Here is a 26081-nt window from a genome sequence, read left to right on the forward strand (position 1 = left end):
TGGGCTACATTAATTCAGCAAGTGCGAAATCCAATTGATCGAAAAAACCTTCAGGCCATGAATTAAGTCGCCCATCATCATCCATGGTGGGGGATTCAGGGACGGCAGCCTGACCTGGGCGATGGGCGAAGAAGTGTATTAGGGCATCAGATGCGGGGAGTTTTTTCTGCTTAACGGCCAACCGAACACCATTGAGAACATGGTCTGAATGGGTTTCCAGAACCACTTGTATACCCGTGGCAGCGGTTTCCGCCAATAATATGCCGATGTTTTGCTGCGCACGCGGGTGGAGATGAACTTCGGGATTTTCGATAAGCAATACATCTCCGACGCGAGCAGCCAACAAAGAAACAATGATCGGAAAAAGCTGTGTCAGGCCAAAGCCAACATTTTGCGGTCGCTGAAAATCCGACCGGGAATCGGAGCGCAGGCGCAGGCTAATAGCGCTTACACCCTCAATGGGCGAGACCCGCAGGTCGCAGCCGGGGAAAAAGCGTTGCATATATCCCCGAACTTGATGGAACAAGGTGGGTGGGGTGTCTGGCAAACATAAGGCCGGATTCACTTCATCTTCGCCCCGCCAATAAAGCAGACCCGCCGCCATTTCGCCGTGATGTCCAACGCGTGCATGTCCATCCGCCACGCGCAAGGGAAGCAATTCTCTGGGGCCGGTACGCTCAGCAGTTATCCAGCTTAGATTTCGCAGAGCGGTGACCGCCTGTGAGGTCTCTGCACAGGCGGGCGGCATCAGCCAGCGTGTGGAGACTCCAAGGGGAACAGGGATTCCGTCTAGCTCTACGTGTTCCAGTTCGATGGATAACGCCCTCCGGTCCTCGGCTCTGAACGACCATTTAACCTTCTGTTCATCGGTGGTAACACCCAAAGCCAGATCACGTCGCGCCGAGTCTTGGTTGAGTACATCGGCAGCATTGCCTAAAGCCAATTCGGGGCCTTCGAGCAGCAAGGAGCGCCCCCATTCCTGCTGTCTGAAAGTCTGGGATAGCAGCACTAGGGCCTGCATAACCGAAGACTTTCCGCCGCCATTCACTCCCGTTAGCAGGGTCAGAGGCCCCAACCGCAGGTTCAGGGTGTCGAAACATTTGAAACTGGAAAGATGGATTTCACGCAGCATTGAACACCTCGTTGAACATGGCCTTGGCAATCTGAAAGCGGGTGCGAACTGCCCTTGTGGCATTGGATCCATAAGTGATGGCGCGAATGAAATCCTCATCTTCCATCAAGGCGTAAAATTTCTCCCGAAGCAGATTAGCGTTCGCTTCCACACTAGCTTCGGTATACCGGGCAAGTCCCGTACTCATGACATCAAACAAGGAGGCGTTGAGGATACTCCGCCTCTGTTCTGAAAAAGTATGCTTTCTGAATGCTTGCCGACCGAATACGATAAAGTTGTTATTCATGGCTCGCCGGAATCGATGACTTAGCTGTTCCATTTCTTCCAGGCTGGATTTGTTTATCGCCTCCAATCCCTTGGCTAGCCAATCATCCATATCGCCACGATAGTCATCTATATCCATCAGCCGGAAAGAACAGAATCGGTTGATCATCTCGCGATCCTGCATTTTTCCGACATTGAGGCTGCCGCCGGTTGCTTTCTGGAAAGCCAGGGATAGGGCTTCATCACGCAGGAACTGAGTTGCGGGGCCGTTGTAAATGGCATTGCGCATTTGCTGACGGGTCAGCACTTCTCCACCGTTAACACGCTCAAAGATGTCTAGGCGCGCTCGCTCGGGCACTGAACGATCAATGATGTAGAAAAGTAATTGGCAATCCTCCACTCGATTCTGCAAGCGAACGTCCAAACCATCGAAACGCTTACCGTTAAGTTCTGGTCGATCAATGAGATGGAGGGCAAGGTCGTTGTCTAGAAAACGCAAGAGCGTGGTAAGACGCTGTCGCCCATCCACTACGATCAACCGCCCTTCGTTGTCTTCCGCCACATAGAATACCGGCAATGGTATTCGCAGAAGGATCGATTCGATCAAGCGGCTTTGTTTATCCTTATCCCAAACGAACTCTCGCTGAAAATCTGGATCGAGGACGAATCTAGCATTCCTAATCCGCCGAATCACGTCAGATGCTGTTCGACGTTCATCCCGGATTGCCAGCTCGTCTAGGGGATAGCCCTCCCAACCACCAGGCTCGGGGGGCTCATATCCCTCTAGGGTTTTTTGCACTTCCTCGTCAGTTTGTATTTCGTTGACTATGTTGGTTGTCATGCATACTCCAAATACAGATTTAAGTCATTGTGCGATTTTGACATAAACAGGATAACAATGTGAGTTTCCCATTTTCGCAGTTGGGTGATGGGTAACTGAATAGTCAGTCGAATAAATCCTGAGCGGTGATCTTAAGATTCAGCAGGCCTGAATGTCGGCTTATGGGCCGTTGGTGCCGATAAGCAATCGGCCCCTAATCGTCTACTAAGGCCGACAACTGGACTTCGACATGATAGGGCAAAAGGATATCGCAATTCCTATAGTTTTCTACCACATTGAAAATGATCCCCACCACACGTCTACCACGCCTACAGCACCAAACGGAGCCAAATAAAACCAAGCCTGGCAAAATTAATTCTGTAATAGGTTATTTTTTACCACACTTGCTCCCTATTCCCACCACATTTCTACCACAGTCGGTGTGGTAGAAACGCCAAATACAGCTAAACCAGACTAAATCCAACAAAAGAAAAAAGCCGCTAACTCATTGAATTAGCGGCTTTAATTTGGGGTGGCTGATGGGGCTCGAACCCACGACAACAGGAATCACAATCCTGGACTCTACCAACTGAGCTACAGCCACCATTAAACTTGCCAGACTTTCCGTCTTGGCGCCCGACAGACACTGGTGTGCCCAACAGGAATCGAACCTGTAACCCCCAGCTTAGAAGGCTGGTGCTCTATCCGGTTGAGCTATGGGCACAAATTCTTGTTCGATCTATAGAGATCAGAACACTACTTAAATGGTCGGGGTGGAGAGATTCGAACTCCCGACATCCTGGTCCCAAACCAGGCGCGCTACCAGGCTACGCTACACCCCGAATTTCGTGCATTATACAGCAAAAGCATTGCAACTTACAACAAAAATCAACTAAAACCTGGTCGGGGTGGAGAGATTCGAACTCCCGACATCCTGGTCCCAAACCAGGCGCGCTACCAGGCTACGCTACACCCCGAAGGCTGCGCATTATACAGACGCGCCCCGATAATGCAACGGCGTTATTCAAATTTCTTTCAATCTTTGCATCGCCATCATCAGGTAATAGCCCATAGACCACAAGGTCAGCAGCGCCGCCATATAAAGCAGCATTGAACCTAGCACCTGACAATCCAATCCGGCAAACTCCTCGTGATAAAGCAGCAGCGCAATGGCAACCATCTGAAAAGTCGTCTTAATTTTACCCAGCATCGAAACTGCCATACTCTTACTCTCACCGACTTTCGCCATCCATTCACGCAAGGCGGAAATGGTAATTTCGCGGCCGATGATGATAAACGCAATAATTGCATCGGCGCGTCCCAGCTTGACCAGCAAAATTAAGGCGGCGGCGACCATCAACTTGTCAGCGACCGGATCGAGGAAGGCACCAAACGCAGAGGATTGATTCAGGCGACGCGCGAGATAACCGTCCAACCAGTCTGTCACTGCAGCGAGCAAAAAAACACCAGTCGCAATTAAATTCTTCAGATGCGGACTTAGCGTAGTATCAGACAGGTAAAAAGCCGTCACAAACACAGGGATGAGCAGAATCCTCAGCCATGTGAGCAGATTTGGGATGTTTATATTCATGGTCGTTAGTGTAGCCGCTGGTAAATCACTTGGGCAAGCGATTTACTGATTCCTTCAACCTGACAGAGTTGCTCGACGGAGGCCTGCGCGACTTCACGCAGCCCGCCAAAGTGGGTCAGCAGGCTGCGGCGGCGTTTGTCGCCAACCCCCGCGATTTCCTCCAAACTCGATGCGGTGCGCGTTTTGCCGCGCCGTGCGCGGTGGCCGGCTACCGCAAAACGGTGCGCCTCGTCACGGATCTGTTGTATCAAATGCAGCGCGGGATCATCCGCTGGCAACTGCCGTGCCGTACCGTCGGGGAAAATCAGCTGCTCCATGCCAGGCTTACGCTCAACGCCCTTCGCCACCCCCACCAGCGCCAGATCAAGCGCCAGCTCCGCCATGACTTCCATCGCGACATGCAACTGCCCCAGACCGCCGTCGATCAAAACCAGATCCGGCCGTGCGCCCTCCCCCGTGCGGATTTTCTGATAGCGACGGGTCAATGCCTGACGCATCGCCGCATAGTCATCCCCCGGCGTAATGCCACTGATGTTGTAGCGCCGGTATTGCGAAGAACGCATATCCAGATTTTCGTAGACCACACAGGAGGCGACTGTGGCCTCGCCCATGATATGACTGATATCAAAACACTCGATGCGCTGCACAGTGGGCATTTCCAGCCATTCACGCAACCTGTCCAGACGCTGTTGCTGCCCGCCTTGCTGCATCACGCGCTGCCCCAGCGCCAACTCGGCATTGCGTTGCGCCATCTCAAGCCATTGCCGGCGCTCGCCTGTCGTAGCGGTGCTAATTTTCACTGCATGTCCCGCCTGCTCGCTCAACAGTTGCGCCAGGGTTTTATCGGTGCAGTCAGACGCGAGCAACAGTATCGGTGGCACGGCGAGATCAAGATAATGCTGCGCGATAAAGGCTACGACAATTTCATCTGAGGCCAGACCTTCCGCATGCTCAGGGAAAAAACTCTTATCTCCCAGATGACGTCCGCCACGCACCATCGCAAGATTCAGGCAGACCAAACCGCCTGATTGCGCCAGTGCGATGATATCGGCATCCGTCGTCCCGCCGGTCGACTCTACGAATTGTTTTTGCTGGACGGTATGCAGCGCACGCAACTGGTCGCGCAGCACGGCGGCCTGCTCGTAATGCTGATTTTCAGCCGCCTGATCCATCGCATCGCGCAAAGTGCGCTCGACTTCCTGATGTTTACCCTGCAACAGTAGTACGGCACGATGTATATCGGCCTGATAGTCTAGTGCCGAGATCAGATTCACACAGGGCGCGGTGCAGCGATTGATCTGATGCTGCAAACAGGGACGCGTGCGATTGTTATACACGCTGTCCTCGCAGGTGCGGATGCGAAATATCCGTTGCAGCAACTGTATCGTCTCGCGCGCGGCATAAGAATTCGGATACGGGCCGAAATACTGATGCTGCTTGTTCGGCGTGCCGCGATAATAGGTCAAACGGGGAAACTCATCCCCCGTCAGTACGATATACGGATAGGACTTGTCATCGCGAAACAGGATGTTGTAACGCGGCTTTAGGGATTTGATCAGATTGTTTTCAAGCAGCAAGGCCTCGGCTTCAGAGCGCGTCACCGTGGTTTCGATGCGCGCAATATGCGAGACCATCAAACGGATGCGCGGCGACACATTGGTCTTCTGAAAATACGATGAGACGCGTTTTTTCAGCTGAACAGCCTTACCAACATAGAGCAGCGCACCCTTGTCATCGTAATAGCGATAGACGCCCGGCAGCAGCGGCAGGCTGGCCAGGATAGGCTTGGGATCAAATTTTTCCGTAGCCAAAGGACGCTTAGCGGTGCCCGAAGAAGCCGAAATACCATAAGGCGGCAAGCGTCGCCACTAGCGCGATCAGCAGCACATAATACGGCCAGACGGATTTTTTCTCGGCGAAGGGATCAAACAGCGAACGGTTTGCGCCCGACGGCAGACTTGCGACACCCGTCAGCGATGTGCCGAATGGAATATTGATTCTTGCACGCGCATTCACGGCCCAGCCATTCGCATCCAAAATGGGCGCCAGATTACGGCGCTTGAGTTTAAACCAGGCCAACACCATCGCAGGACCCGAGATTGCCAGCATCAAGCCTGCCAGCGCCAGCGGAATTTGCCAGAGCTTCAAACCCAATACGCCGCCGACGATATGAGCGAGTATTCCGCCGATCGCGCCGATCGCAAGACCGATGGCCGCAAAAATACCGGCAAACTTGCCCACATCGAAAGCGGGTTTCGGTACAACAGGGCCTGAGACCGCCTTGCCGTTATCGACCACAGCCTTGATCATGCCGGACTCGGCGGTGCTGGCCTTGGCACTGGCTATTTTCTGCAACTGTTCGCTGATCGATTTGGATAGTTTCTTATAGGGAGACCAGAAGGCCTGCCGGATACCGATGGGGTGATCGATGATGCGCACGATGGTCGCATCCCAGTCACGCCCTTTCCTGTCGTAGAAAATACCGTTGCGGCCGACCGTCAAAAAGTCCGAGTCACCGGCCGTGAAGGCGGCGGCAATGCTCATTTTTTCCGATCCGCGTACACAATCGCAATACACCAGACATACGCCGCTCAGGGTCGCCGATACGGCGTGCTTGCCCACATCGTCCACCTTGACGGTCAGCTCGCAACTACGCCCGTCAAGATACAGGGTGCCGACCTGAAAGATCGCTTTTTCGCGGCCGGTATAAAAATTGCGGAAAGAGACAAAATTATTCACCAGAACAAACAGGTCGCGCTTGTAACGCAACAGGCGTTCGACAGCATGAATCGCTTTCACCTCGGCTTCAACCGCCTTGTCCTCGGCAATCAACGCATCAATCTGAGCCTTGTGTGCGCCCGCGATCAGTTCGCGCAGGCGTGTCATACCCAGCGACTCGGCACAGCACAGCGGCTTTTCCGCCTGCCAGGCATCGAATGCGGCGAACTTTCCGCAAAGCAGTGCCCATTCAGCCGCATCCAATACTCCCCGTTCGCCCAGAATCGGGGTAACAACCTGCGCCGTCAGTTCAGCCACACGGGCTTGCCACGCCGGATTAATGCCAGCGACCAGCGACAACGGCTTGCCCGCAGCGATACCGGACAAAGGGAAACTCGCTACATCCGCGCTTTGTGAGGACAGACTCTGCACGGAAATCTGCTGATAATCCTCTATTGATCGATTCAAAGCTGCCGCAGCACGCGGATCAAAAGCGGCTAACTGACAGCGGGTAAAGTAATCGTCGATCTTGTCGCGTAGCGCATGAAAAGCATACGCCGCCGCCTGAGTCTGCTCACCCAGCGGCAAAATCTCTGCATCCGACTCTCCCCTTGCGTACCAGCCCGAAAAGGCGGTCGCTTCGGCAAAAAACCGCTCGGTAATTTCCTGATTGATACCGGCCTCGCCGCTCAAGTCAGCCACCGTCCCGGCACATTTGCTGATATCTTCGATCGTCGCGCGCAATCCTTCATCGCTGATCTGCGCAGAGGTAATCACGCCGTCGCCGTTAAACTGCAAGCCTGCGACCAGTTGGGCGATATCGGTCATATCCGACATGCAAATGACGCCCGCCTCCAGCCTGCCCATATTTTTCAGAATATGCTGCGCGGAACGCAAAATCTGCTGCCCCTCTTCGCGGCTGTCGTCGATATCTGTGAGCGCTAACTCATCGGTGCCTGACACCAGCAAATCCGGATTTTTCAGTAAGGCTGCCGCCCATTCGATCGCGGTCAGCACTTCGTTCGCTCGCACACGGCCATCCGCATCGCTGTCGATCAAATCAAGCGTGCGGGTATCGAATTCGATGCCGCGCGTCGGGCAACTCAATGCCACCCAAAGCTTTTGATCCAAATCCTTGAGTGCGATCAGATCAGCACCCGTATCCAGCCTGACCTGATCGAAACCGCCTGCGCGAAAAAAATTCCATGTATGAGCTTTAGTCATGTTTATTCCATCGTTAATTTTTTGTTATACAAACCGGATAACGCTAATTTTCCCGGTATTCCAGTGTATAGGATGCCAGCTTGTCTTGCCCCAGCACGCTGACCAGATACGGCATCACCTGCTGAAGGGTGCCGTGCAGATTCCAAGGCGGATTGAGCACGAACATACCGCTGCCGTGCATACCGAAACCATCTTCACCGGGACCTTTTACACTCAGGGCGACATGCAACCAACTCTTCACCGGGAGCTTTTTGAGCTGTTCAGGCAATTCACGCGCATCGTTACGCTGCAACTGGGGATACCACACCGCATATACACCGCCGGCAAATCGCTTGAGACCTTCATTGAGCGCGGTCACCACACGCTGATAATCCTGCTTCTCTTCATAAGGGGGATCGATCAACATCAGCGCGCGACGCGGCGGGGGCGGCAGCAAGGCTTTGAGCGCACCGAAACCATCCGATGTCTGCACCAGCACATCGGATCGGTAGTCGGCAAAATTATCTTTCAGAAGTTCGGTATCGGACGGGTGCAATTCAAACAGGCGCATCTTGTCGCCGTCGCGCAACAGCTCGGCGGCAACCAGCGGCGAGCCGGGATAGAGCTTCATCAGTCCGTCCGGATTAATTCCTTTGACCAGATTCACATAGCCTGCGAGTGCTTCGGGCAAATCGTCACGATCCCAAAGTCTGGCGATGCCGCTTTCATACTCTGCATTCTGCACCGCATAGCCGCGATCCAAGGAATAGCACCCGGCCCCCGCATGCGTATCGATATACCAGAAAGGTTTGTCTTTTTGGGCCAGATAGGTCAGTAATTGCACCTCGATAAAGTGCTTGAGCACATCGGCATGGTTGCCGGCGTGAAAGGCGTGACGGTAACTCAACATAGAGCGGATTAGATCGTGTGCGGGACGCAATTGTGCCACGCCCGCGTTCACATCACAAAGGGCTGATGCAAATACACGGCACAATAATTTTACTTACGATCTGATTTCAGATTTCCCACCCAGCCGCATGAGTCACAGGAATAACGCTTGAGCGGGATAAAAATACTGACGCCCCGGTCGATTAGACGACGCTGCATGCGATTGAGGTAAGTGGACTTGCAATTTGGACAAATACGAGTGGATGATTCAACGGGCAGCGTTGAACTTCCGGTTAAATTAATAAAATGAGTCATTCGGACACCCCCCGGTGCTTGCTGTTCGAATTAAGTGTCTATGGTTGATGTGGTTTTACGCACGCGCATTATAAAAGGCATCGCAAAAATTCCTATAGACCAGATGGCCTAGGTAATTTTACAAAAATGGGAAAGTAAGGGGTTATGCAGGCTGAGGTGAAAATCGAACCTGCTGAAATACAGTCAGCAGGTTTTTCTTGCTCTATAGCCGCCAATCAGCAATGTCCCTACGAGACACGATGGTCGGTCGCGAGTGACTGCTACCAGGCATGTAATTCAAGTGCTATGGTGGTATCAACCTGACCATTCACAACACCCCTTAGCAGAAACTGACCACCTAAAATAATCATTGCATTTCGAATGATGGAACGTCCATTTCTTGTTTCACGAACTGCTTGAACTGTCAGGCTGGCAGCGGATTTCTGAAGTCATAACACTGCATATCTTCCCTCACCTAGAGATGTAGGAATGTCCGTTGACCGCACGTCCCCATTCCTTAGGCGATACTATGAATACTAGGACTGCTGTTCATATTGATGATGACACTTATAATCGCCTTGCTATCTTGGTGGACGGCAATGGTTTCCAGCTCTTTTCGTAGTGGGATGGAATCCGATGCGCCGGCTCTGGTAACGCAGATTGCTGCGGCATGACAGCCCTGAGTGAGTGCCTTAACCGGATCACCGGTCAGCATCAGCTCGCCAAGAAAAAAACCGATGAACGTGTCGCCTGCCGCAGTTGTATCAACTGCATCTACGAGAAGAGCGGATTTCTGATGCACCGAACTGGCGTCAAAATAGATTGCGCCTTTGCTTCCTAGCGTTAGTACCGCTGCAGAACTGGGAAATCGGTCGCGCATACTGGCGATGATATCCGCAAGATCGGTTTTTCCGGTAAGTCCTTCTGCCTCAGTCTCATTGAGGATGAAAATATCCACACATTCCAGCGGGTAGCTAAGGACATCGGCGGTCATCGGGGCAGGATTGAATACAATTCGCAAGCCATTATCGTGGGCTTTTTGAATCGCTTGCGCCACACAACTGGTTTCGTTCTGGACCAGCAGGTAGTCTCCTGGAGAACAGGATGAAAGAGCCGATTCGACGTCTACTTCGGAGAGTAGTTGATTCGCTCCGCCATACAGCACAATTGCGTTTTCCCCGTCCGGAGTGACCTGAATGATGGCGTGCCCTGTCGCTGCTTCTCCCACGGTCACATGGGTCGTATCAACCCCTTCTTGTGCAAGGCGCTGGAGCAACCATGAGGCGCCCTCTCCAACCCTTCCCGCATGAAGAGTGGACGCTCCTGCACGGGCTAGCGCGATGGATTGATTGAATCCCTTACCACCTGCGAAGATACTGTAACTCAGGCCGCCGATGGTCTCACCGGCACGCACAAAGTGATCGACCTTGTAGACGTGGTCAATGTTGATTGAACCGATATTCAATATTCGCATTTCATCCTCGTTGGTATCTCTATTCTGATCACGAACGGCCGCTACCTGACATTCAACTTCGCTACCTGACCTGATAAGCTCACTATCGGAACGCATAAATGGTAGAAATTTATTGCGATTTCACTGACTGCAACTGGATGACGTTACTGTTTTTTGACGAGTGCTTCAGCGAAGAACGGCAATAGTCCTTCAGTTCATTGAAGGGCAGCGGCTTTGAAAAGTAGTAACCCTGAATCTGGTCACAGCACTGTTGCTCGAGGAAAACCAGCTGTGATTCGAGCTCCACGCCTTCTGCGGTGATCGCGAGGCCAAAATTCTTTGCCAAGGCAATCACCGAATTCGTCAACGTGATGCTGTCCTCGCTGCCCGGCAAACCGTCCACAAATGACTTGTCGATTTTGATGCGGGTGACAGGCAGTTTTTTAAGATAACTCATCGACGAATAGCCCGTTCCGAAATCATCGATTGCCAAACCCACGCCCATATCCCGGAACGATTGCAATACCCCGATCGCATGATTGACGTCGTCGGCAATATAACTCTCGGTGATCTCAAGTTCGATGTGATCGGGTGCCACCCCGCTGGCGGCAATCACGTCCTTGAGAGCCGCCACGGTTTCGTCATTGCGCAACTGGACGTTGGATACATTCAGACTAATATGTTCAAGCTGTATGCCCTCGCGCTGCAATTCCAGAAAATCACGCAGTCCCTGCTTTAAAACCCACAGTCCAATAGGCACGATCAGGCCTGTCTCCTCTGCCAGCGCAATAAACTGACCGGGCGGCACCATGCCGAAGTTTGGCGAGCGCCAACGTATCAGTGCTTCAACTGCATCGATCTTATGCGTGAGAACAGAAGTTTTAGGCTGGTAATATAGCTCGAACTGATCGCCGGCCTCGATTGCCAGCTTCAGCGCAGCCGTCATATCAGCGCGCTTCTGTGCGTATTCAGCCAGATCATCCGAATAAAAGCTGTAGTTGTTGCGCCCTTTATCTTTCGACTTATACATCGCGAGATCAGCGTGTTTTATCAGCGAAACGCTGTCCTCGCCGTCCCTCGGGAAAGTTGCGACGCCGATACTGGCTGAGATGTCGATCTCAAGGCCCGCGCACAAAAATGGCTCGTGAAACTGTGCCAGGTACTGGCCGACTATTTCCTTGAGCTGCTGAATATCCCCCACCCCTTCAATCAAAATATTGAATTCATCGCCGCCGATGCGAGCCAGTGTCTGTCCTGAGCCCGGCTGCTGCACCAGCCGGTTTGCCACCTGCACCAGCAGTTCATCGCCGATGTGATGCCCCAACGTATCGTTGACCAGCTTGAATTGATCCAGATCTAGAAACATCACGGCGAACTGGGCTCGATTCTCTCTTGTCGAATCGAGCGCATGTTCCAGACGCTTGGAAAAATGGCGGCGATTTGGCAAGCCGGTCAAGGCATCGTGATCGGAGAGATACTCCTGCTCTTTTCTGGCTTGCTGCAACTGACTCTCCCGGTCATGTACGGCGAGCGCCAGCTGATTGACGCTGGCTGAAATATCCTCAAGTTCATCACCGGTGCGCACTTCGTCAGACGCAGAATAATCCTGCCGCTCAATTTTCCTGATCTGCTCCATCAGTGAATTTAACGGGAGCTCCAGCCGGCGGCGGATCAAATAGCGCATCAGCAGCAGCGTGGTCACAGCAACGGCGACCAGCAGCAGCAAAAACTGGCTGCGACTCGCATTCAGCATCGCATTCAGTGCCGCCTTATCCAGTCTGGCAACGAAGTACACGACACCCGAGACAATCTCTTTTTTCAGAACACCCAAGTACTCCTGATCGCTTTGCGTAATGTCGATATGTTGCACACTCAGATTTTCGCCCAGCACCGCATTCGCCTTCATAACATCAAACGACAAGCTGATATCCAGATCGATGTCCCTAGAAAAATTTGCAAAGTATTGTTTATCCAGAATTCGCGACATCTCGATGTGTGCGATAACCTTTCCGGTGTCTCCCTGAAAAATGCTCTGATGCGACCTGATGACCACATCGTCACCCTGCCTGTGGTAGGTGATGCTGCTGCCGTGCAGCAACTGTTCTTCTGCCGTATAGTAATCCTTGTGAGTGAACGCAATCCCTTTAGGGAGCGCCTGCGCAGGACTGTAAACGGCGTGTTGCTCATAACGGCGGAACAGCTTTCTTTGCCCAGCTTCATACGAGAAAAAATTGAGCTGATAGCCCTCATCGTCTTTGGATACAAAAGCGATCAGTTCGCCGTTCTGGTCATAAATGGAGATATCGCTGTTAAACGAGAGCTTGACGCGGCTGAGCAACTCCGACACGACACTCTTTTTCTCCTCGTCGATCAGAAATAGATTGTAATTGCTCTTGTCCTGATATTTGTTGATCAGATCGACTGAGGCAATCGTCTTCTCGTCATTTCCGATGAAGGCGATTCCATCGCGCAGTTCGTGCTCGATTTCCTTGAGGTTGTATGCCAGCCGCACAAAACCGCGCTGCATGCGCTGCTGGGTGTCATCTAAAAAACGATCCTTCAGAAAATCGTTAAAATAAAATCCCAAAGCAACCACGACAAGTAACACGGCTGAAGTCACCAGCAAAGACAGCTTGGTCAGCAGGTTGAATTTTCTGCCATTTCGCAATAAGTTTAAGTATTTATTCATGAATTGAAGCTTAATGGCACCCTCAGAAAATTGGTGGTACTTGTTCTACATTGTCCTTGGTCACCAGCTTCACCGGGTTATAAATGTGTTTGGGAACAGATTCTCCGGCAAAAATTTTCAGGGCGATTTCGACCGCCTTTTTTCCGCCCAGTGGGAACAGCACCGAACCGCTCTGCGTGCCGTCGCGAATCGCCTGCCGGGCTTCACTGGTGTAGTCGCAACCCACCATCACAACTGAACGGGGGTCGATGTTGCTTTTACTCAGCACCATGCGTACTCCGCTCAACATGCTGTCGCTCTCCGAGAAGATCGCATCCACACGAATCCCATCAGACACCAGTTTCTCCATTTCAACGACCGCGTCCTTACGCAAATAGTTACCGGTCCGTCTGATGACCCTGATGCCGCTGTGTTTACCTATTTCAGTCAGAAATCCCTTGCTGCGCAACTGGGTCACATCGGCTTTTTGCAAACCCTCAAAAAGAAGAACCAGCCCTTTTCCATTCAAACGGCTGGCGATGTATTCGGCACCGATTTCACCTATCCTGATGTTATCGGAGTTGATAAAGGACGTGAACTGCTTGCCGTTGATACCCCGATCGAGCACGATCACCGGAATGCCCGCCTGATACGCCTTAGTTACAACAGGTACGACAGCCTGCTCATCGTTGGTACCCAGCACCAGCAAATCCACCTTCTGCTCGATAAACTGCTCAATCTGGCGTATCAGCAGCGATGTCTGCCCCTGTGCATCAGAATAGACAAAGGACAGCTGCGGATATCTGGCCACTTCGTCGCGCACTTCATAGACCTGCGCCCGGCGAAAATCATTCGCCATGGTGTCCTGCGCAAAGGCAATAACCTTGTTTTCAGCGGCAACAGCCGGCAGACAGAACGCCAGCAGCAGTACCCGCAACATCCGTATCGTATTCATTTCATCCTCCCCGCAGCCTACCACCAAGCCTCTACTTGCGCGCCGGCAACGGTATTCGCCATACGCCCTCCGGCACCGAAACCACCCGCATTCGCCGCAGCAGCGGCAGCATTCCAGCTGATATGCGTGACGTAAAATCTCAACTCAGGACGCGACCAGAAGTCCGCAGCGAGTGCCAGCGTGGGCGCGATGGTGATCTTATTCAACTGCTGCCGGTTTTGTCCGTCCATGCTGCGAGACGTACTGCCAACTTCGGTCAGCAACTTGAAGTTCGCGGAGAATGCATAAGATACACGAGCACCGATGGCGATATCCCGCGTGCTTTTTCCGTTGTTAACCCCGCCGTCTGTTTTGGCCGTCTGCCAAGCTGCCACCGCCTGCCCGCCAAAGGCTCCGCGCTGCCAATTGAGTGCATCAGCAATGCGCATGCTGCGCTGACCGGGTTGCTCGGCAGTGCCTGTTGCCACATCGCCCAGCCCTTGAAATTGCCCGCTCAGTCCGGCGTGTCCAGTCGAACTCTGCAAAAACAGACTGTTGTTAAGTCCTGCGGTTAAAAAATCGGACTGATTATGCAACAGGGAAAGTCCTACACCTTGCGAACCCATCTGAAAATTGCCGCGCACCGCGGTTGCCAGCAGGCGTAACGCACCACCCTGATTGACGCTTATCTCTGACAGGTCGAGATTGATGCGGCTGGCACCATTGGGCGATGAACTGCTTTTATCCAGCGTACTGCTGGAAAATACCCCCATACCCAGTTTGGCGAACCCAAGACTCATATCGGTCATGCCAGCGCCGATATTATCGCCATAATCCATTAGGAATCGGTCGACGATGTGCACGTCTTGAATACGCAAGCGCCTTTGTCCGACCCAGAATTTAGCCTCCGGTGCCAGTGACAATCCGGATATGGAGGTGTAACCCTGCGCATTGGAAGATTGCCCGTTCCACATTGCCGGCATATACATCAGCCCCAACTTGAAATTGTTTCCGACCTCCAGTGACTTGCCTATCCCCACCTCGATTCCGTTGTCCCCCTCATTGCCCAGACGAAATTTCTGCATGTCGCCGCCCAACGTATAAGCACCGCGCGGCGTTCCAGCCGGGCTTGAATACACACCACCCCGTCCGTAACCGGTAATATCGAATCCGGCGAATTCGACAGCATTAGCCGGCGACAGACTCGGCAGCAACAGGACCAATAACAGGCGGTTCAGCCATGATGAGATTGCCATTTTCATTCCCCTTATCGTAATAACTGATCATGTTTCGCCCGGCGTCCTTGGCTCGGTACATCGCAATATCTGCACACTTGAGTATTTCATCCAGACTGTTGTCAAGAAACAGGACCACTCCGATACTCGAGGAGCAGTGATGCTCCACTATCGTATTTTCGCTCCCCTGCACCGGACGGCCCAGCCGATACGTTTCAGCCAGAGAGATGCGTATCTTTTCCGCCACGATTTCGACTTGCATCAAAGCCGCAGTCTTTTCTGCGACAAGCTCGCCAATCATCACCACAAATTCGTCTCCACCAAAGCGCGCCACTGTGTCCGTATCGCGTATGCAACTCTCAATCCGCCGGGCGACTTCAATCAGCAGCAGATCGCCAACATCGTGCCCGTACTGGTCGTTAAGTGGCTTGAAGTTGTCCATATCCAAGAACATCAGCGCACTATAATTTCCGCTGCGATGATTTGATGCGATGGTGCGAAGAAGGCGGTCATGCAGCAGGCGTCGGTTGGGAAGATGGGTGAGGGTATCGTAAAAAGCAAGGTGTCTGATCTCCTCCTCCGCAGCCTTGCGCGGCGATATGTCGGTCTTGGTGCCGACATAGTGGGTTACACCCCCCTCATTATCCTTGACTGCCGTGATGGTCAGCCATTCTGGATACATTTCGCCATTCTTGCGGCGGTTCCAAATTTCGCCCTGCCATCCGCCATTCTGATTGATTGATTCCCATATCGCGGCATAGAATTCTCTGTTGTGACGTTCCGATTTGAGAATACTGACTTTTTTCCCGACCACCTCTTCCGCAGAATAGCCGGTAATCGCGGAAAAGGCATGGTTAACGCGCAATATCACACAATCCGCGTCGGTGATCAGCATACCTTCCTGAGATTCAAATGCTGTGGCGGCAATTCGCAAATCGGTCTGCGCCCTGTGGTGGACGGCCATCATGTCCAAAAATGAATTAAACCAGTTAACCAGATCACTTATTTCCTGCAGCGTTCTGAATTTCCCGAGCCGCCAGTGTTCGTCCAGACCATTGCTCTGAAACAGCCTGAACCCCTCAGAAATTGCACGTATCGGCATAACAACACGCTGCAAGTACGCGCGAATAAACAGTGCAATGAGCAAAAAAATTAGACTTAGCAGCGCAATACCAATCCGTTCAACGGATTGAATAGAGCTCATCAACGTACCATAGGGAACCACACTGACGACATACCAGTTTTTATCCGGAATGTGACTGTAACTGAAAACCACATCGCGATTATCCAGACGCATTTCTAACGATCCGGTGTCACCCTTCAGAAAATTGCCTAAATCCTTTTCGACAAACTGACCGATAAAGTTTTTCGTCGGATGGTAAATTAAGCGGTTCTGCGCATCGATGACCATCAAATAGGCACCTTTACCCAGATCAAGCTGACTGAAATGACGATACAGATAATCGGTCGAAAAATTGATCACCAGCATTCCTACATGCTCAGCGGATCTGGCATCAGCGCGGTTGATTGTTTTGGTTGCAACAATCACTTTTTTGTTGCTGGACGATGCGTTCACATTATCCTCAACACCATGCCACATCAGTTGCTGGGTTGCGCCGAGTGTTTTTTGCATTAGCTGATCGCGCAACTCAGAACGCACACTGTCGATATTGAGTGTATCTCCTACATGGTATTGTGTGCCGTTGAGGGTAAACAGATCAATGGAAACCAATCCTTTTAGGTTGCTGTAGCCGCTCAATACATACCCGATACGCGCCTTGGTCGCCAACAGATCATAACTAGACTGATTGCCCGATGCGGACAGAACCTGATTGATCGCGTCTACCGAGCCCAGATTGGTTGCCAGTCCGTTGATCTGCTCCATTTGCAGATTCAGATAGTCCCTCTGGTTTGAAAGCAACAGTAAATTGTTGCGCACAGCCTCATCAAACACCGTGTGCCTGACCGAGCCATACGAAAACAGCTGGAATACCAACAGAGGCAACACACTGATAGCGAGCATAAAGCCCGTCAATTTCAATGCGAAACTTGACTTGAATGGTTTCATTACAACCAACGCAACGTTATTTCAACATCTCTGCCGTGATCAGCCTAGCATCAACCAGCACCTGTTCTGGAACGACATCAGCGTTCACCAGTCGGATAGCGGTCTGAACCCCCTGATAGCCCTGCTCCGCAGCCTGCTGATCCATCGTCGAGGTCATCTTGCCCTGATGAATCGCAAGTTTGGCCTCCTCAAGCGCATCAAACCCTGCGACCAGAACCTTAGTCTTGCCGCTCTCCTGAAGGTATTTGACAACCCCGATGGCCATCATGTCGTTGGCACAAAACACCGCGCCTATATTCGGATGGTCGGCAAAGACATGCTTTGCCACCTCATAAGCCTCATCGATTTTCCAGTTCGCGGTTTCCTGCGAGACGATGTGCAACTTGGGATTTTCCCGGAATGCACGCTCGGCACCGCGCTTGCGCTGATTGGCATTGTCCGCCGTGCGTATGCCTTCAAAGATTGCAACTTCCATCGGCTGAGTTATTTTATCCACCACAAACTTGGCCGAGAGATAAGCCGCCTGCTCGTTGTCCACACTGATAAAGGGGATCGGTTTCATGCCAGCCGCTTTGACTGCATCGGGTTGCAATCGATTATCGATATTGACGACTTTGATACCAGCGTCCTGAGCCTTTTTGAGAACTGCTACTAGCCTTAAAGAGTCCCCCGGCGCGATCACGATCGCGTTAACTTTAGCTTCAATCTGATTTTCAACCAGTTGGATTTGCTGCTCGATGGAGGTTTCCTGAGTCGCCGTCATGACTTGCAAATCAATGCCGGTTTCCTGCTGCGCCTTGCGCGCACCCTTTTCCATTTCGATAAAAAATGGATTGGTCAGCGTCTTCATGATCAAGGCGATACGGATTTGCGACGGACTGGCAGGCGTATGTTTATCTGCATCCACTGTAGCCACCACACTAGTCACCGAGTGCGTAGATTCACCGCATGCCACCAAAAACAATGAACACAAACAAACCCCCAGAAATGGGTACGCTCTCATCACCCTCTCCCCTGTGCGCTAGACAATCTAACGTTGCCTTAACGACTCTATTCTGAACCTTCCACAAGGATTTTTCCAGAGCTAAGCCAAAATATTTCAAAAATTACGCTGCATCACCATTTTGAAGACAGATGATGGGCAGTTTTGTGGCGAGTAATTACAATCTACAAATTGGAAACATCACATGATTACACGCCACGTACAACTGTTTTCTTGAAACTAATACAGTCGCAGTACGGTTTCATTGATACACCGCCTGTAAGCGGATTTTTCGCAGCCCAATATTTTGGCCACTTCGAACCAGTTATTCGTGAATGCGAGCAATCGAGACATGCTGGAAGTTCAACGATAAATTGAGGGGCCGGCCACTACGGGTCCGTGAAAATGCTCAGTCGAGTGGCGGGCATGATGCGGTTTGCCGACATTAACGGGAGCACTTGCCGTTTTTCATTCTACCCGCCTTGCGTCAATTGCATTTCGAACAATTCAATCGGCACGGGCTTGCCAAACAGATAGCCCTGATATTGCATACAACCTTTGTCCTGCAGCAACCTGTGCTGGTTTTCCGTTTCGACGCCTTCCGCGATCACCTCTAATCCCAGACTTTGCGCCATCGCGATGATGGTATGCACGATAGTCAGATCGCTACTATCGGTTTCGATGTCGCGAACGAACGACTGATCAATTTTGAGTTGGTCTATGGGCACTTAAGGAAATCTTTGACCATCGCGAAACCTCATATGATGCTTCCGTCGTAGACGCGTTGCTAAAGATGCTACGCGAGAAGGGATATCAGCTTCCATCCTGATTTAAAATCGATGCTGAAACTTTCGGCATCATTGTTGCGGGCAGGAACGATAGTGAGGATGCGTTTAATCTTCACCATGACAGCACGGAGAAGTTATTCAAAATAAGTTTGGCGTTTGTGAAGCTAGTTTTTCGCTAAGAGCGTTATCTGGATTTGGGATATGCCTTCTGTTTTTGCAACAGAATGATAACAGGTGAGTTTTTGAATTAATTTAAGCGCCGATTTCGGCCAACCAGCGACTGCGCATCGATTTCAGTGCATTTAAAATCGATGCGCAATCCTGAAAATCCACGCACACCCTATTCCATGTACATACCACCGTTTACATGCAGCGTGACGCCGGTAATGTAAGCAGCTGTGGGACCTGCGAGAAAGCCAACGGCGGCGGCAATATCGGCAGGCTGCCCCAGGCGTTTCAACGGCACATGCTCGACCAGCTTTGCGCGCTGCTCATCGCCCAAGGCATGCGTCATATCGGTATCGATAAAGCCCGGCGCGACGCAATTCACGGTAATGTTGCGGCTGCCGATTTCCTGCGCCAGTGACTTGGTAAAGCCGATCATGCCGGCCTTGGACGCTGCGTAATTAGCCTGTCCGGGATTACCCATGCTGCCCACTACCGACGAGATACTGATGATGCGCCCTGTCCGCGCCTTCATCATCGCGCGCAGCACCGCACGTGACAGACGGAAGACAGACTTTAAGTTGGTCGCGATGACATCATCCCACTCGTCATCGGTCATGCGCGCGAGCAGATTGTCGCGGGTGATGCCGGCGTTATTCACCAGTATGGAGATTTCACCATACTGTTTGCGCAGTTCACCCAAAACCTGCTCGGTCTGAGGTACATCGTTAACGTTCAGCGCATAGCCCTGACCTTTAATCCCGGCAGCTGCCAGATAATCGCTGATTGAAGCCGCGCCCTTATCCGAGGTGGCGGTACCAATCACGATCGCACCCTGACGCCCCAATTCCAGCGCAATAGCCTGACCGATGCCGCGAGAAGCACCGGTAACCAGCGCGATTTGTCCTTGTAATGTCATGTTCATTCCTTTATGCGAGAGTCGTTAGCGCCAGTGTCAATGCGGCACCGTCGTTGATGGCTAATGCCTGCTGACTGGTATCGATACGCTTATTGAGTCCTGCCAATACCCTACCCGGCGCGCACTCGACATTATGTGTGATACCCAGCTTGCCGAATTCCAGTACGGTTTCGACCCAGCGTACCGGTGAATACAACTGACGCACCAGCGCATCTTTGATCTTGTCGGCATCGCTGTAGGCGGCGACATCGGCGTTATGCAGCACAGCAATGACAGGAGAGACGATCGCAACGTCAGCAAGATAGGCGCGCAACTGACTCGCAGCGCCCGTCAACAGACTGCAATGCGATGGAACGCTCATCGGCAGCATGATCGCGCGTTTGGCGCCGCGCGCCTTGGCCAGTTCCATGCCGCGCTCAACCGCAGCGCGATTGCCCGCGATTACCACCTGCCCCGGAGAATTGTAATTGACGGCTTCGAGTACTTCACCTTGCGCGCCTTCGAGGCACACGGCACGCACCGCTTCATCGTCCAGCCCCAAGATCGCGGCAATACCGCCCACGCCTTCAGGCACGGCGTGCTGCATGCATTCTGCACGGTAACGCACCAGCGGCAGCGCATCGGCAAAGCTCAGCGCACCTGCGGCAACCAGTGCGGTGTATTCGCCCAGACTGTGTCCCGCCATCATGGCAGGCGTCGCGCCGTTCTGAGACTGCCAGGCGCGATAAACAGCGACCCCTGCGGTCAGCATCAGCGGCTGCGTATTCACGGTCGAATTGAGTTCGGCATCCGTACCTTCCTGTATCAACTGCCAAAGGTCCTGCTGCAAAACGTCAGAAGCTTCAGCGAACGTGTCGCGCACGACCGGAAAATCGGCATAGCCGTTCATCATGCCGCGCGATTGAGAACCCTGACCGGGAAATACGAAAGCGAATTTAGTCATTTTAGAATCAGTCGTAAGTTTATAGACGTAAGTTAGTAGTCGTAAGTGGGAAGTGGGAAGTGGGAAGTGGATAGTTGTTTTGTACTAACAACTGACGACTTCCAACTATCTATCTACCATTTGAGCAGAACCGCACCCCAGGTAAATCCGCCGCCGATCGCTTCGAGCAATACGTGTTGTCCGGCCTTGATCCGCCCGTCGCGTACCGCGGCATCGAGTGCCAGCGGAATGGAGGCCGATGAGGTATTGCCGTGATTGGCCACCGTAACCACCACATTATCGAGACTCAAGCCCAGCTTTTTAGCGGTCGCTTCGATGATGCGGATATTGGCCTGATGCGGCACCAGCCAGTCGATGTCGCTGCCCTTTAAGCCCGCGATGGTCAGCACTTCGTCAACCACACGGCTCAACACAGTCACGGCAAATTTGAATACCGCCTGCCCTTCCATGCGAATAAACGGATCGCCTTGCACTACGCCATCGGACACCGTGCCGTCCACGCGCAACAAGGCGTGATGTTGACCATCCGAATGCAGTCTGGAGGCCAAAATTCCCGGCTCGCTGCTGGCCTGCAAAATTACCGCGCCCGCGCCATCGCCGAACAGAACGCAGGTCGTACGATCTTTCCAGTCCAGAATCCGCGACATGATTTCAGCGCCGACCACCAGCACGGTTTTGGCCTGTCCGCCACGGATATACAGATCGGCGGTATTGAGTGCGTAGACGAAACCGCCACAGACGGCCTGCATATCGAATGCCGCGCCACCATTTTTGATGCCAAGCTTATCTTGCAGGATACAGGCGGTACTGGGGAAAATTTTGTCAGGACAGGTCGTCGCCACGATAATCAGATCGATGTCTGACGCCTCGATGCCCGCCATCTCAATCGCGCGCAGACTCGCATGCAGGGCCAGATCGCTGGTCACCTCATCATCGGCCGCAATATGCCGTTCATGAATGCCGCTACGCGAAACGATCCATTCATCCGTCGTATCGACAAACTTTTCCAGATCGAAATTGCTCAGCGTTTTAACTGGCAGGTAACTGCCGGTACCGATAATTTTTGCATGCATTACGACACTCCCTGGGGGGTATTTTGACGCTGGTTGTGCCACTTTTCGATATGTTCGCTGATGTGCTGCCACATATTTTCGCGGGCTTCCTCAGCGGCTTTTTCAATCGCACAGCCAAAGGCGAATACATCCGCCGAACCGTGGCTCTTCACCACAATGCCGCGCAGGCCCAATAAACTTGCGCCATTGTAACGCCGGTGATCCAGTCTGTGCTTGAAAGCACGGAGTACGGGCATGGAAACCAGCGCGGCAAATTTGGTATAAAGATTCTGGGTAAAGCCTTCTTTGAGGAAACCGCCCATCATCTTGGCGACCCCTTCGGCCGTTTTGAGGGCGACATTGCCGACGAAACCATCGCAGACAACGAGATCCGTCACCCCGTTGAAAATATCATTGCCTTCGACGTTACCGTAAAAGTTAAGATCGCTCTCGCGCAGCAACAACGCCGCCTGTTTGACGATCTCGTTACCCTTGATATCTTCAGAACCGATATTGAGCAGGCCGACTGTAGGATTGGGTTTGTGCTCGAGCGCGGTGACCAGGGTTGCCCCCATCATGGCAAATTGCAGCAGATGTTCCGCGCTGCAATCGGTATTCGCACCCAGATCAAGCATACAGACCTGACCATTTTTAGTCGGCAGATAGGAGGCGATCGCCGGACGATCGATGCCGGGAATCGTCTTGAGCACATAGCGTGCCGTTGCCATCAGCGCCCCCGTATTGCCGGCGCTAATGCAGGCGGACGCCGTTCCGTCCTTGACCAGATTAATGGCAACGCGCATCGACGAGTCCTTTTTACCGCGCAGCGCCGATTGCGGCTGCTCATCCATACCGACGACCTGAGTTGCTGCATGTACACGCAGACGATCGCCGAATTGAGCGGTTTTGACCCCGATAGCTTGCAACTGGGTATGTATTGCGTCGGGATTGCCTACCAGAATGATGGTATCGCGAGGATACTGCTTCAGATATTTAACGGCGGCTGGGATAGTAACTGAGGCACCGTGGTCGCCCCCCATCGCATCTATAGCTAATGTGACATCCACTAAAGTGTCCTTGGCGATGAATTCAGACAAATCTAAATCCGATAGAAATGAAAACGCAGCCGACGAATCGGCTGCGCTGTAGACATTAGGACTTAGTCAGCCTTAGTCTTTACTACTTTTCTGCCGCGATAAAAACCAGTCGGGCTGATGTGGTGACGCAAATGATTTTCGCCGGTGGTAGGCTCAATTGCCAGCGCCGGTGTTGTCAAAAAATCATGGGCGCGATGCATACCACGCTTGGATGGGGATTTTTTATTCTGCTGAACTGCCATGCTATTACTCCTTGGATAAACCTGATTATTTACGTTTCAATTTCATTAAAGCTGCAAAAGGATGGGTTTCATCCATTTGCTTTTCTTCTTCCTCTGCCATCTGACAATCGCCAAGCTCGTGTCTCGGTGCAATTGGCAAGCCTAACAGAATCTCGTCTTCCAGCAGCGCCAGCACATCCAGATGCGCCTCTGCCAGAATACCTTCAAACTCTTCTTCCTCGTCGTCCAATTCATCCAGACTAGCCTGATCGCACAACAACAAGCGCGCTTCATGCTGCACCGCATAATCAAGACCATGCAGACAACGCTGGCAACGCAACTGACAACCGCCTTCGATACTGACATCCAAAATCGGACGCCTCTGACTATCTACGCCGCCCTTCAGGATAAAATGCAAAGTTCCTTGCGGATTATCCAGCACATCGAGCAAACGCGGCAACTCAGCAACAGGCACTTGCGCGTCTATTTGCTTGCCGTTTTCGGCGAAATCCAAGCTATCGATAAAAGGTCGTGCGTACATGAGCCGCGCATGATATATTTTTCGGGCCTCTGTGTCAAAAATCCTGCCAAAAATATTGAAAATAGCTGTCTTTTCAATCGGACACAGGATTTTTCGGCCTGCGTGCACCTAATATTTACGTTATTTTTTCCAAGGAATCGATTTGCTTGTCCTAGCCTCCACCTCGCCTTATCGCAGCGAACTGTTAAAGCGCCTGCAACTCCCTTTCGTCACAGCCTCTCCGGATATCGATGAAACACCGCGACAGGGGGAATCCGCGCGCGCCACTTCAGAGCGACTCTCACAAGAGAAGGCTCAAGCGGTAGCTGCCAATTACCCTGATGCACTCATCATCGGCTCGGATCAGGTGGCCTTGCTGGAGGGCAGGCAAATCGGCAAACCGCTCACGCACGAAAATGCAACCCGACAATTGCGCAGCATGAGCGGTAAAACCACTACCTTTTATACTGCGCTCACCCTGCTCAACAGCCGCACGGGACAGATGCAGACCGCCGTTGCGGAAAATTTTGTCACGCTGCGCGACTTAAGCGACGAGGAAATTGAAGGCTATTTACTAAAAGAGCAGCCCTATCAGTGCGCCGGCAGCGCAAAATCAGAGGGGCTGGGCATCGCGCTGATGAGCAGCATGAGAGGCGATGACCCCAATGCACTGATTGGCCTGCCGTTAATATTGCTGCTTGACATGCTGCGCCGCGAAAACATAAAGCCATTCTAATATGACACCTACACCGGGCACACTCTTTCTTATCCCCTGCACGCTGGGCGACACCCCCGCCGAACAGGTTCTCCCCCAACACGTCATCAACGTTGCGCGCAGCCTGCAATACTATGTTGTAGAGCAACTCAAAACGGCAAGGCAGTTCTTATCTGCTTTGAAGCACGAACAGCCCATTCAGTCGCTGCACTTTGAAACGCTCAACGAACATACGGCGCCCGCAGAACTCTCAGCGCTGCTCTCACCACTGCTAGCCGGGCATGACGTTGGGATCATCTCTGAAGCGGGCTGCCCCGGCATTGCCGATCCGGGTGCCGCCCTTGTCGAGCTGGCTCACAAAAACGGCATACGCGTCATCCCGCTGGTCGGCCCCTCTTCTATCCTGCTCGCCCTGATGGCCTCCGGCATGAATGGACAGTGCTTCGCCTTTCACGGCTATTTGCCCATCAATGATGCAGACCGGAGCAAAGCGATCGCGCAACTGGAAGCTGAATCCGCCAGTCGCCGGCAAACGCAGTTGTTTATCGAAACCCCCTATCGGAACGACAAGCTGTTTCAAGCACTGCTGGCGAAATGTCAGCCGCGCACCCTGCTCTGCGTCGCAACCGATGTCAGCCTCGCGTCAGAGCAAATACAAACGCGCACCATACAGCAATGGAAATCTCAGCCTGCCCCGCAACTGAATAAGCGCCCCAGTCTGTTTTTACTGCTCGCAAACAAATAAATGACTCTCAAAGCGATTTTTTATTGCACGAAGAGTTGATCTCTGGTATTAAAGCGGACTTATTTTTTTCACGTTGGAGAAGTGCAATGTCGCAACTATCGCTAAAGCCCATCGCTCCCTATCAAGCAACCGAAGGCGAGCCTTACATGAATCAGAATCAGCGCGAGCATTTCCGCAATGTTCTGCAACAGATTAAATCGGGTCTGGGCGAGGACATAGATCGCACTGTGCATACGATGCAGGACGAAGCAACCGTATTTGCCGATCCTAACGACCGCGCGACACAAGAATCTGACATCAGCCTGGAACTGCGTAACCGCGACCGCGAACGCAAGCTGATCAAAAAAATCAATGAAATGCTTAACAAAATCAATGCCGACGAATATGGCTATTGCGAAAACTGCGGGATTGAAATCGGTCTCGGTCGCTTAGAAGCGCGTCCAACAGCCACCCAGTGCATCGACTGCAAATCTCTCGATGAAATCAGAGAAAAGCAAATGGCGAAATAATTTTCGCGCCCCGTTTTGGATGAAGCAAGGCTTCATCCAAAACGAATATCCATCCCGCATTAAAGCAACGGCTTCCCGCCTCGACGCATTAAAAATCCTGACTTTCAGGATTGATTAGTGCAAACTCTCCCCCATATTACTTGCGTAATTAAAAGGA

21 protein-coding genes, 4 tRNA genes and 1 pseudogene are annotated in these 26081 nt (G+C 52.3%); 3 read left to right on the top strand and 23 right to left on the bottom strand.

Annotated elements, in window-relative coordinates; translation table 11 throughout:
- Nucleotides 1–4: 4 nt before the first annotated feature.
- From GALF_RS07645 to GALF_RS07755, 23 genes and pseudogenes are all read right to left on the bottom strand, one after another.
- Nucleotides 5–1132, bottom strand: coding sequence for a DUF3696 domain-containing protein (locus GALF_RS07645; RefSeq protein WP_013293496.1), 1128 nt, complete (start codon nt 1130–1132; stop codon nt 5–7).
- Nucleotides 1122–2237: a DUF262 domain-containing protein gene (locus GALF_RS07650; protein WP_013293497.1), complete on the bottom strand. Its 1116-nt coding sequence runs from the start codon at nt 2235–2237 to the stop codon at nt 1122–1124. Before GALF_RS07650 ends, GALF_RS07645 begins: the two co-directional genes overlap by 11 nt.
- Before the next feature lie 507 nt (nt 2238–2744).
- Nucleotides 2745–2820, bottom strand: a tRNA-His gene (locus GALF_RS07655).
- 43 nt (nt 2821–2863) lie between these two features.
- A tRNA-Arg gene (locus GALF_RS07660) sits at nt 2864–2940 on the bottom strand.
- A gap of 41 nt (nt 2941–2981) precedes the next feature.
- Nucleotides 2982–3058: transfer RNA gene (locus tag GALF_RS07665), tRNA-Pro, on the bottom strand.
- Nucleotides 3059–3116: 58 nt separating this feature from the next.
- A tRNA-Pro gene (locus tag GALF_RS07670) sits at nt 3117–3193 on the bottom strand.
- Nucleotides 3194–3240: 47 nt separating this feature from the next.
- Complete coding sequence (pgsA, locus tag GALF_RS07675; RefSeq protein WP_013293498.1) at nt 3241–3807, bottom strand: CDP-diacylglycerol--glycerol-3-phosphate 3-phosphatidyltransferase; 567 nt, start codon at nt 3805–3807, stop codon at nt 3241–3243.
- A gap of 5 nt (nt 3808–3812) precedes the next feature.
- Nucleotides 3813–5618, bottom strand: a complete 1806-nt coding sequence (gene uvrC, locus GALF_RS07680) for an excinuclease ABC subunit UvrC (protein WP_013293499.1) — start codon at nt 5616–5618, stop codon at nt 3813–3815.
- A gap of 7 nt (nt 5619–5625) precedes the next feature.
- Nucleotides 5626–7749: a hypothetical protein gene (locus GALF_RS07685; RefSeq protein ID WP_013293500.1), complete on the bottom strand. Its 2124-nt coding sequence runs from the start codon at nt 7747–7749 to the stop codon at nt 5626–5628.
- Between the two features lie 43 nt (nt 7750–7792).
- Entirely contained in the window at nt 7793–8638 is an 846-nt protein-coding gene (locus GALF_RS07690; protein WP_013293501.1) for a 23S rRNA (adenine(2030)-N(6))-methyltransferase RlmJ, read from the bottom strand.
- Between the two features lie 789 nt (nt 8639–9427).
- On the bottom strand, nt 9428–10480 hold the full coding sequence (locus tag GALF_RS07695; RefSeq protein ID WP_013293502.1) for a ribokinase: 1053 nt from the start codon (nt 10478–10480) through the stop codon (nt 9428–9430).
- 13 nt (nt 10481–10493) lie between these two features.
- Nucleotides 10494–13052 carry a putative bifunctional diguanylate cyclase/phosphodiesterase gene (locus GALF_RS14960; RefSeq protein WP_013293503.1) on the bottom strand — a complete coding sequence of 853 codons (2559 nt, stop codon included), beginning with the start codon at nt 13050–13052 and terminating at the stop codon, nt 10494–10496.
- A 22-nt stretch (nt 13053–13074) separates the two neighbouring features.
- Nucleotides 13075–13986, bottom strand: coding sequence for a substrate-binding domain-containing protein (locus GALF_RS07705; RefSeq protein ID WP_013293504.1), 912 nt, complete (start codon nt 13984–13986; stop codon nt 13075–13077).
- Nucleotides 13987–14003: 17 nt separating this feature from the next.
- Nucleotides 14004–15221: a carbohydrate porin gene (locus tag GALF_RS07710; RefSeq protein ID WP_150102588.1), complete on the bottom strand. Its 1218-nt coding sequence runs from the start codon at nt 15219–15221 to the stop codon at nt 14004–14006.
- A complete protein-coding gene (locus GALF_RS15930; RefSeq protein WP_223293681.1) occupies nt 15154–17223 on the bottom strand; it encodes a diguanylate cyclase domain-containing protein in 2070 nt (689 codons plus the stop codon). Before GALF_RS15930 ends, GALF_RS07710 begins: the two co-directional genes overlap by 68 nt.
- A 61-nt stretch (nt 17224–17284) precedes the next feature.
- Nucleotides 17285–18175, bottom strand: a complete 891-nt coding sequence (locus GALF_RS07720) for a substrate-binding domain-containing protein (RefSeq protein ID WP_223293682.1) — start codon at nt 18173–18175, stop codon at nt 17285–17287.
- A 548-nt stretch (nt 18176–18723) separates the two neighbouring features.
- Nucleotides 18724–18978 (bottom strand): annotated as a pseudogene (locus tag GALF_RS07725) (EAL domain-containing protein); the annotation flags it as partial.
- A gap of 400 nt (nt 18979–19378) precedes the next feature.
- Complete coding sequence (gene fabG, locus GALF_RS07730) at nt 19379–20122, bottom strand: 3-oxoacyl-ACP reductase FabG (protein ID WP_013293508.1); 744 nt, start codon at nt 20120–20122, stop codon at nt 19379–19381.
- A 10-nt stretch (nt 20123–20132) separates the two neighbouring features.
- On the bottom strand, nt 20133–21065 hold the full coding sequence (gene fabD / locus GALF_RS07735; RefSeq protein WP_013293509.1) for an ACP S-malonyltransferase: 933 nt from the start codon (nt 21063–21065) through the stop codon (nt 20133–20135).
- A gap of 113 nt (nt 21066–21178) precedes the next feature.
- The gene (locus tag GALF_RS07740; protein WP_013293510.1) at nt 21179–22138 is read right to left on the bottom strand and encodes a beta-ketoacyl-ACP synthase III; all 960 of its coding nucleotides are present in this window, start codon (nt 22136–22138) and stop codon (nt 21179–21181) included.
- Entirely contained in the window at nt 22138–23184 is a 1047-nt protein-coding gene (gene plsX / locus GALF_RS07745; RefSeq protein ID WP_013293511.1) for a phosphate acyltransferase PlsX, read from the bottom strand. Before plsX ends, GALF_RS07740 begins: the two co-directional genes overlap by 1 nt.
- Before the next feature lie 92 nt (nt 23185–23276).
- On the bottom strand, nt 23277–23456 hold the full coding sequence (gene rpmF / locus GALF_RS07750; protein ID WP_013293512.1) for a 50S ribosomal protein L32: 180 nt from the start codon (nt 23454–23456) through the stop codon (nt 23277–23279).
- A gap of 25 nt (nt 23457–23481) precedes the next feature.
- The gene (locus GALF_RS07755; RefSeq protein ID WP_013293513.1) at nt 23482–23976 is read right to left on the bottom strand and encodes a YceD family protein; all 495 of its coding nucleotides are present in this window, start codon (nt 23974–23976) and stop codon (nt 23482–23484) included.
- 142 nt (nt 23977–24118) lie between these two features.
- Between GALF_RS07755 and GALF_RS07760 the strand changes: the two genes are divergently transcribed.
- From GALF_RS07760 to dksA, 3 genes are all read left to right on the top strand, one after another.
- Complete coding sequence (locus GALF_RS07760) at nt 24119–24691, top strand: Maf family protein (protein WP_013293514.1); 573 nt, start codon at nt 24119–24121, stop codon at nt 24689–24691.
- A 1-nt stretch (nt 24692) separates the two neighbouring features.
- Nucleotides 24693–25415, top strand: a complete 723-nt coding sequence (locus GALF_RS07765; protein ID WP_013293515.1) for an SAM-dependent methyltransferase — start codon at nt 24693–24695, stop codon at nt 25413–25415.
- Nucleotides 25416–25501: 86 nt separating this feature from the next.
- Entirely contained in the window at nt 25502–25924 is a 423-nt protein-coding gene (gene dksA, locus GALF_RS07770; protein ID WP_013293516.1) for an RNA polymerase-binding protein DksA, read from the top strand.
- Nucleotides 25925–26081 lie beyond the last annotated feature (157 nt).

The organism is Gallionella capsiferriformans ES-2 (genome assembly GCF_000145255.1).
GTDB lineage: Bacteria > Pseudomonadota > Gammaproteobacteria > Burkholderiales > Gallionellaceae > Gallionella > Gallionella capsiferriformans.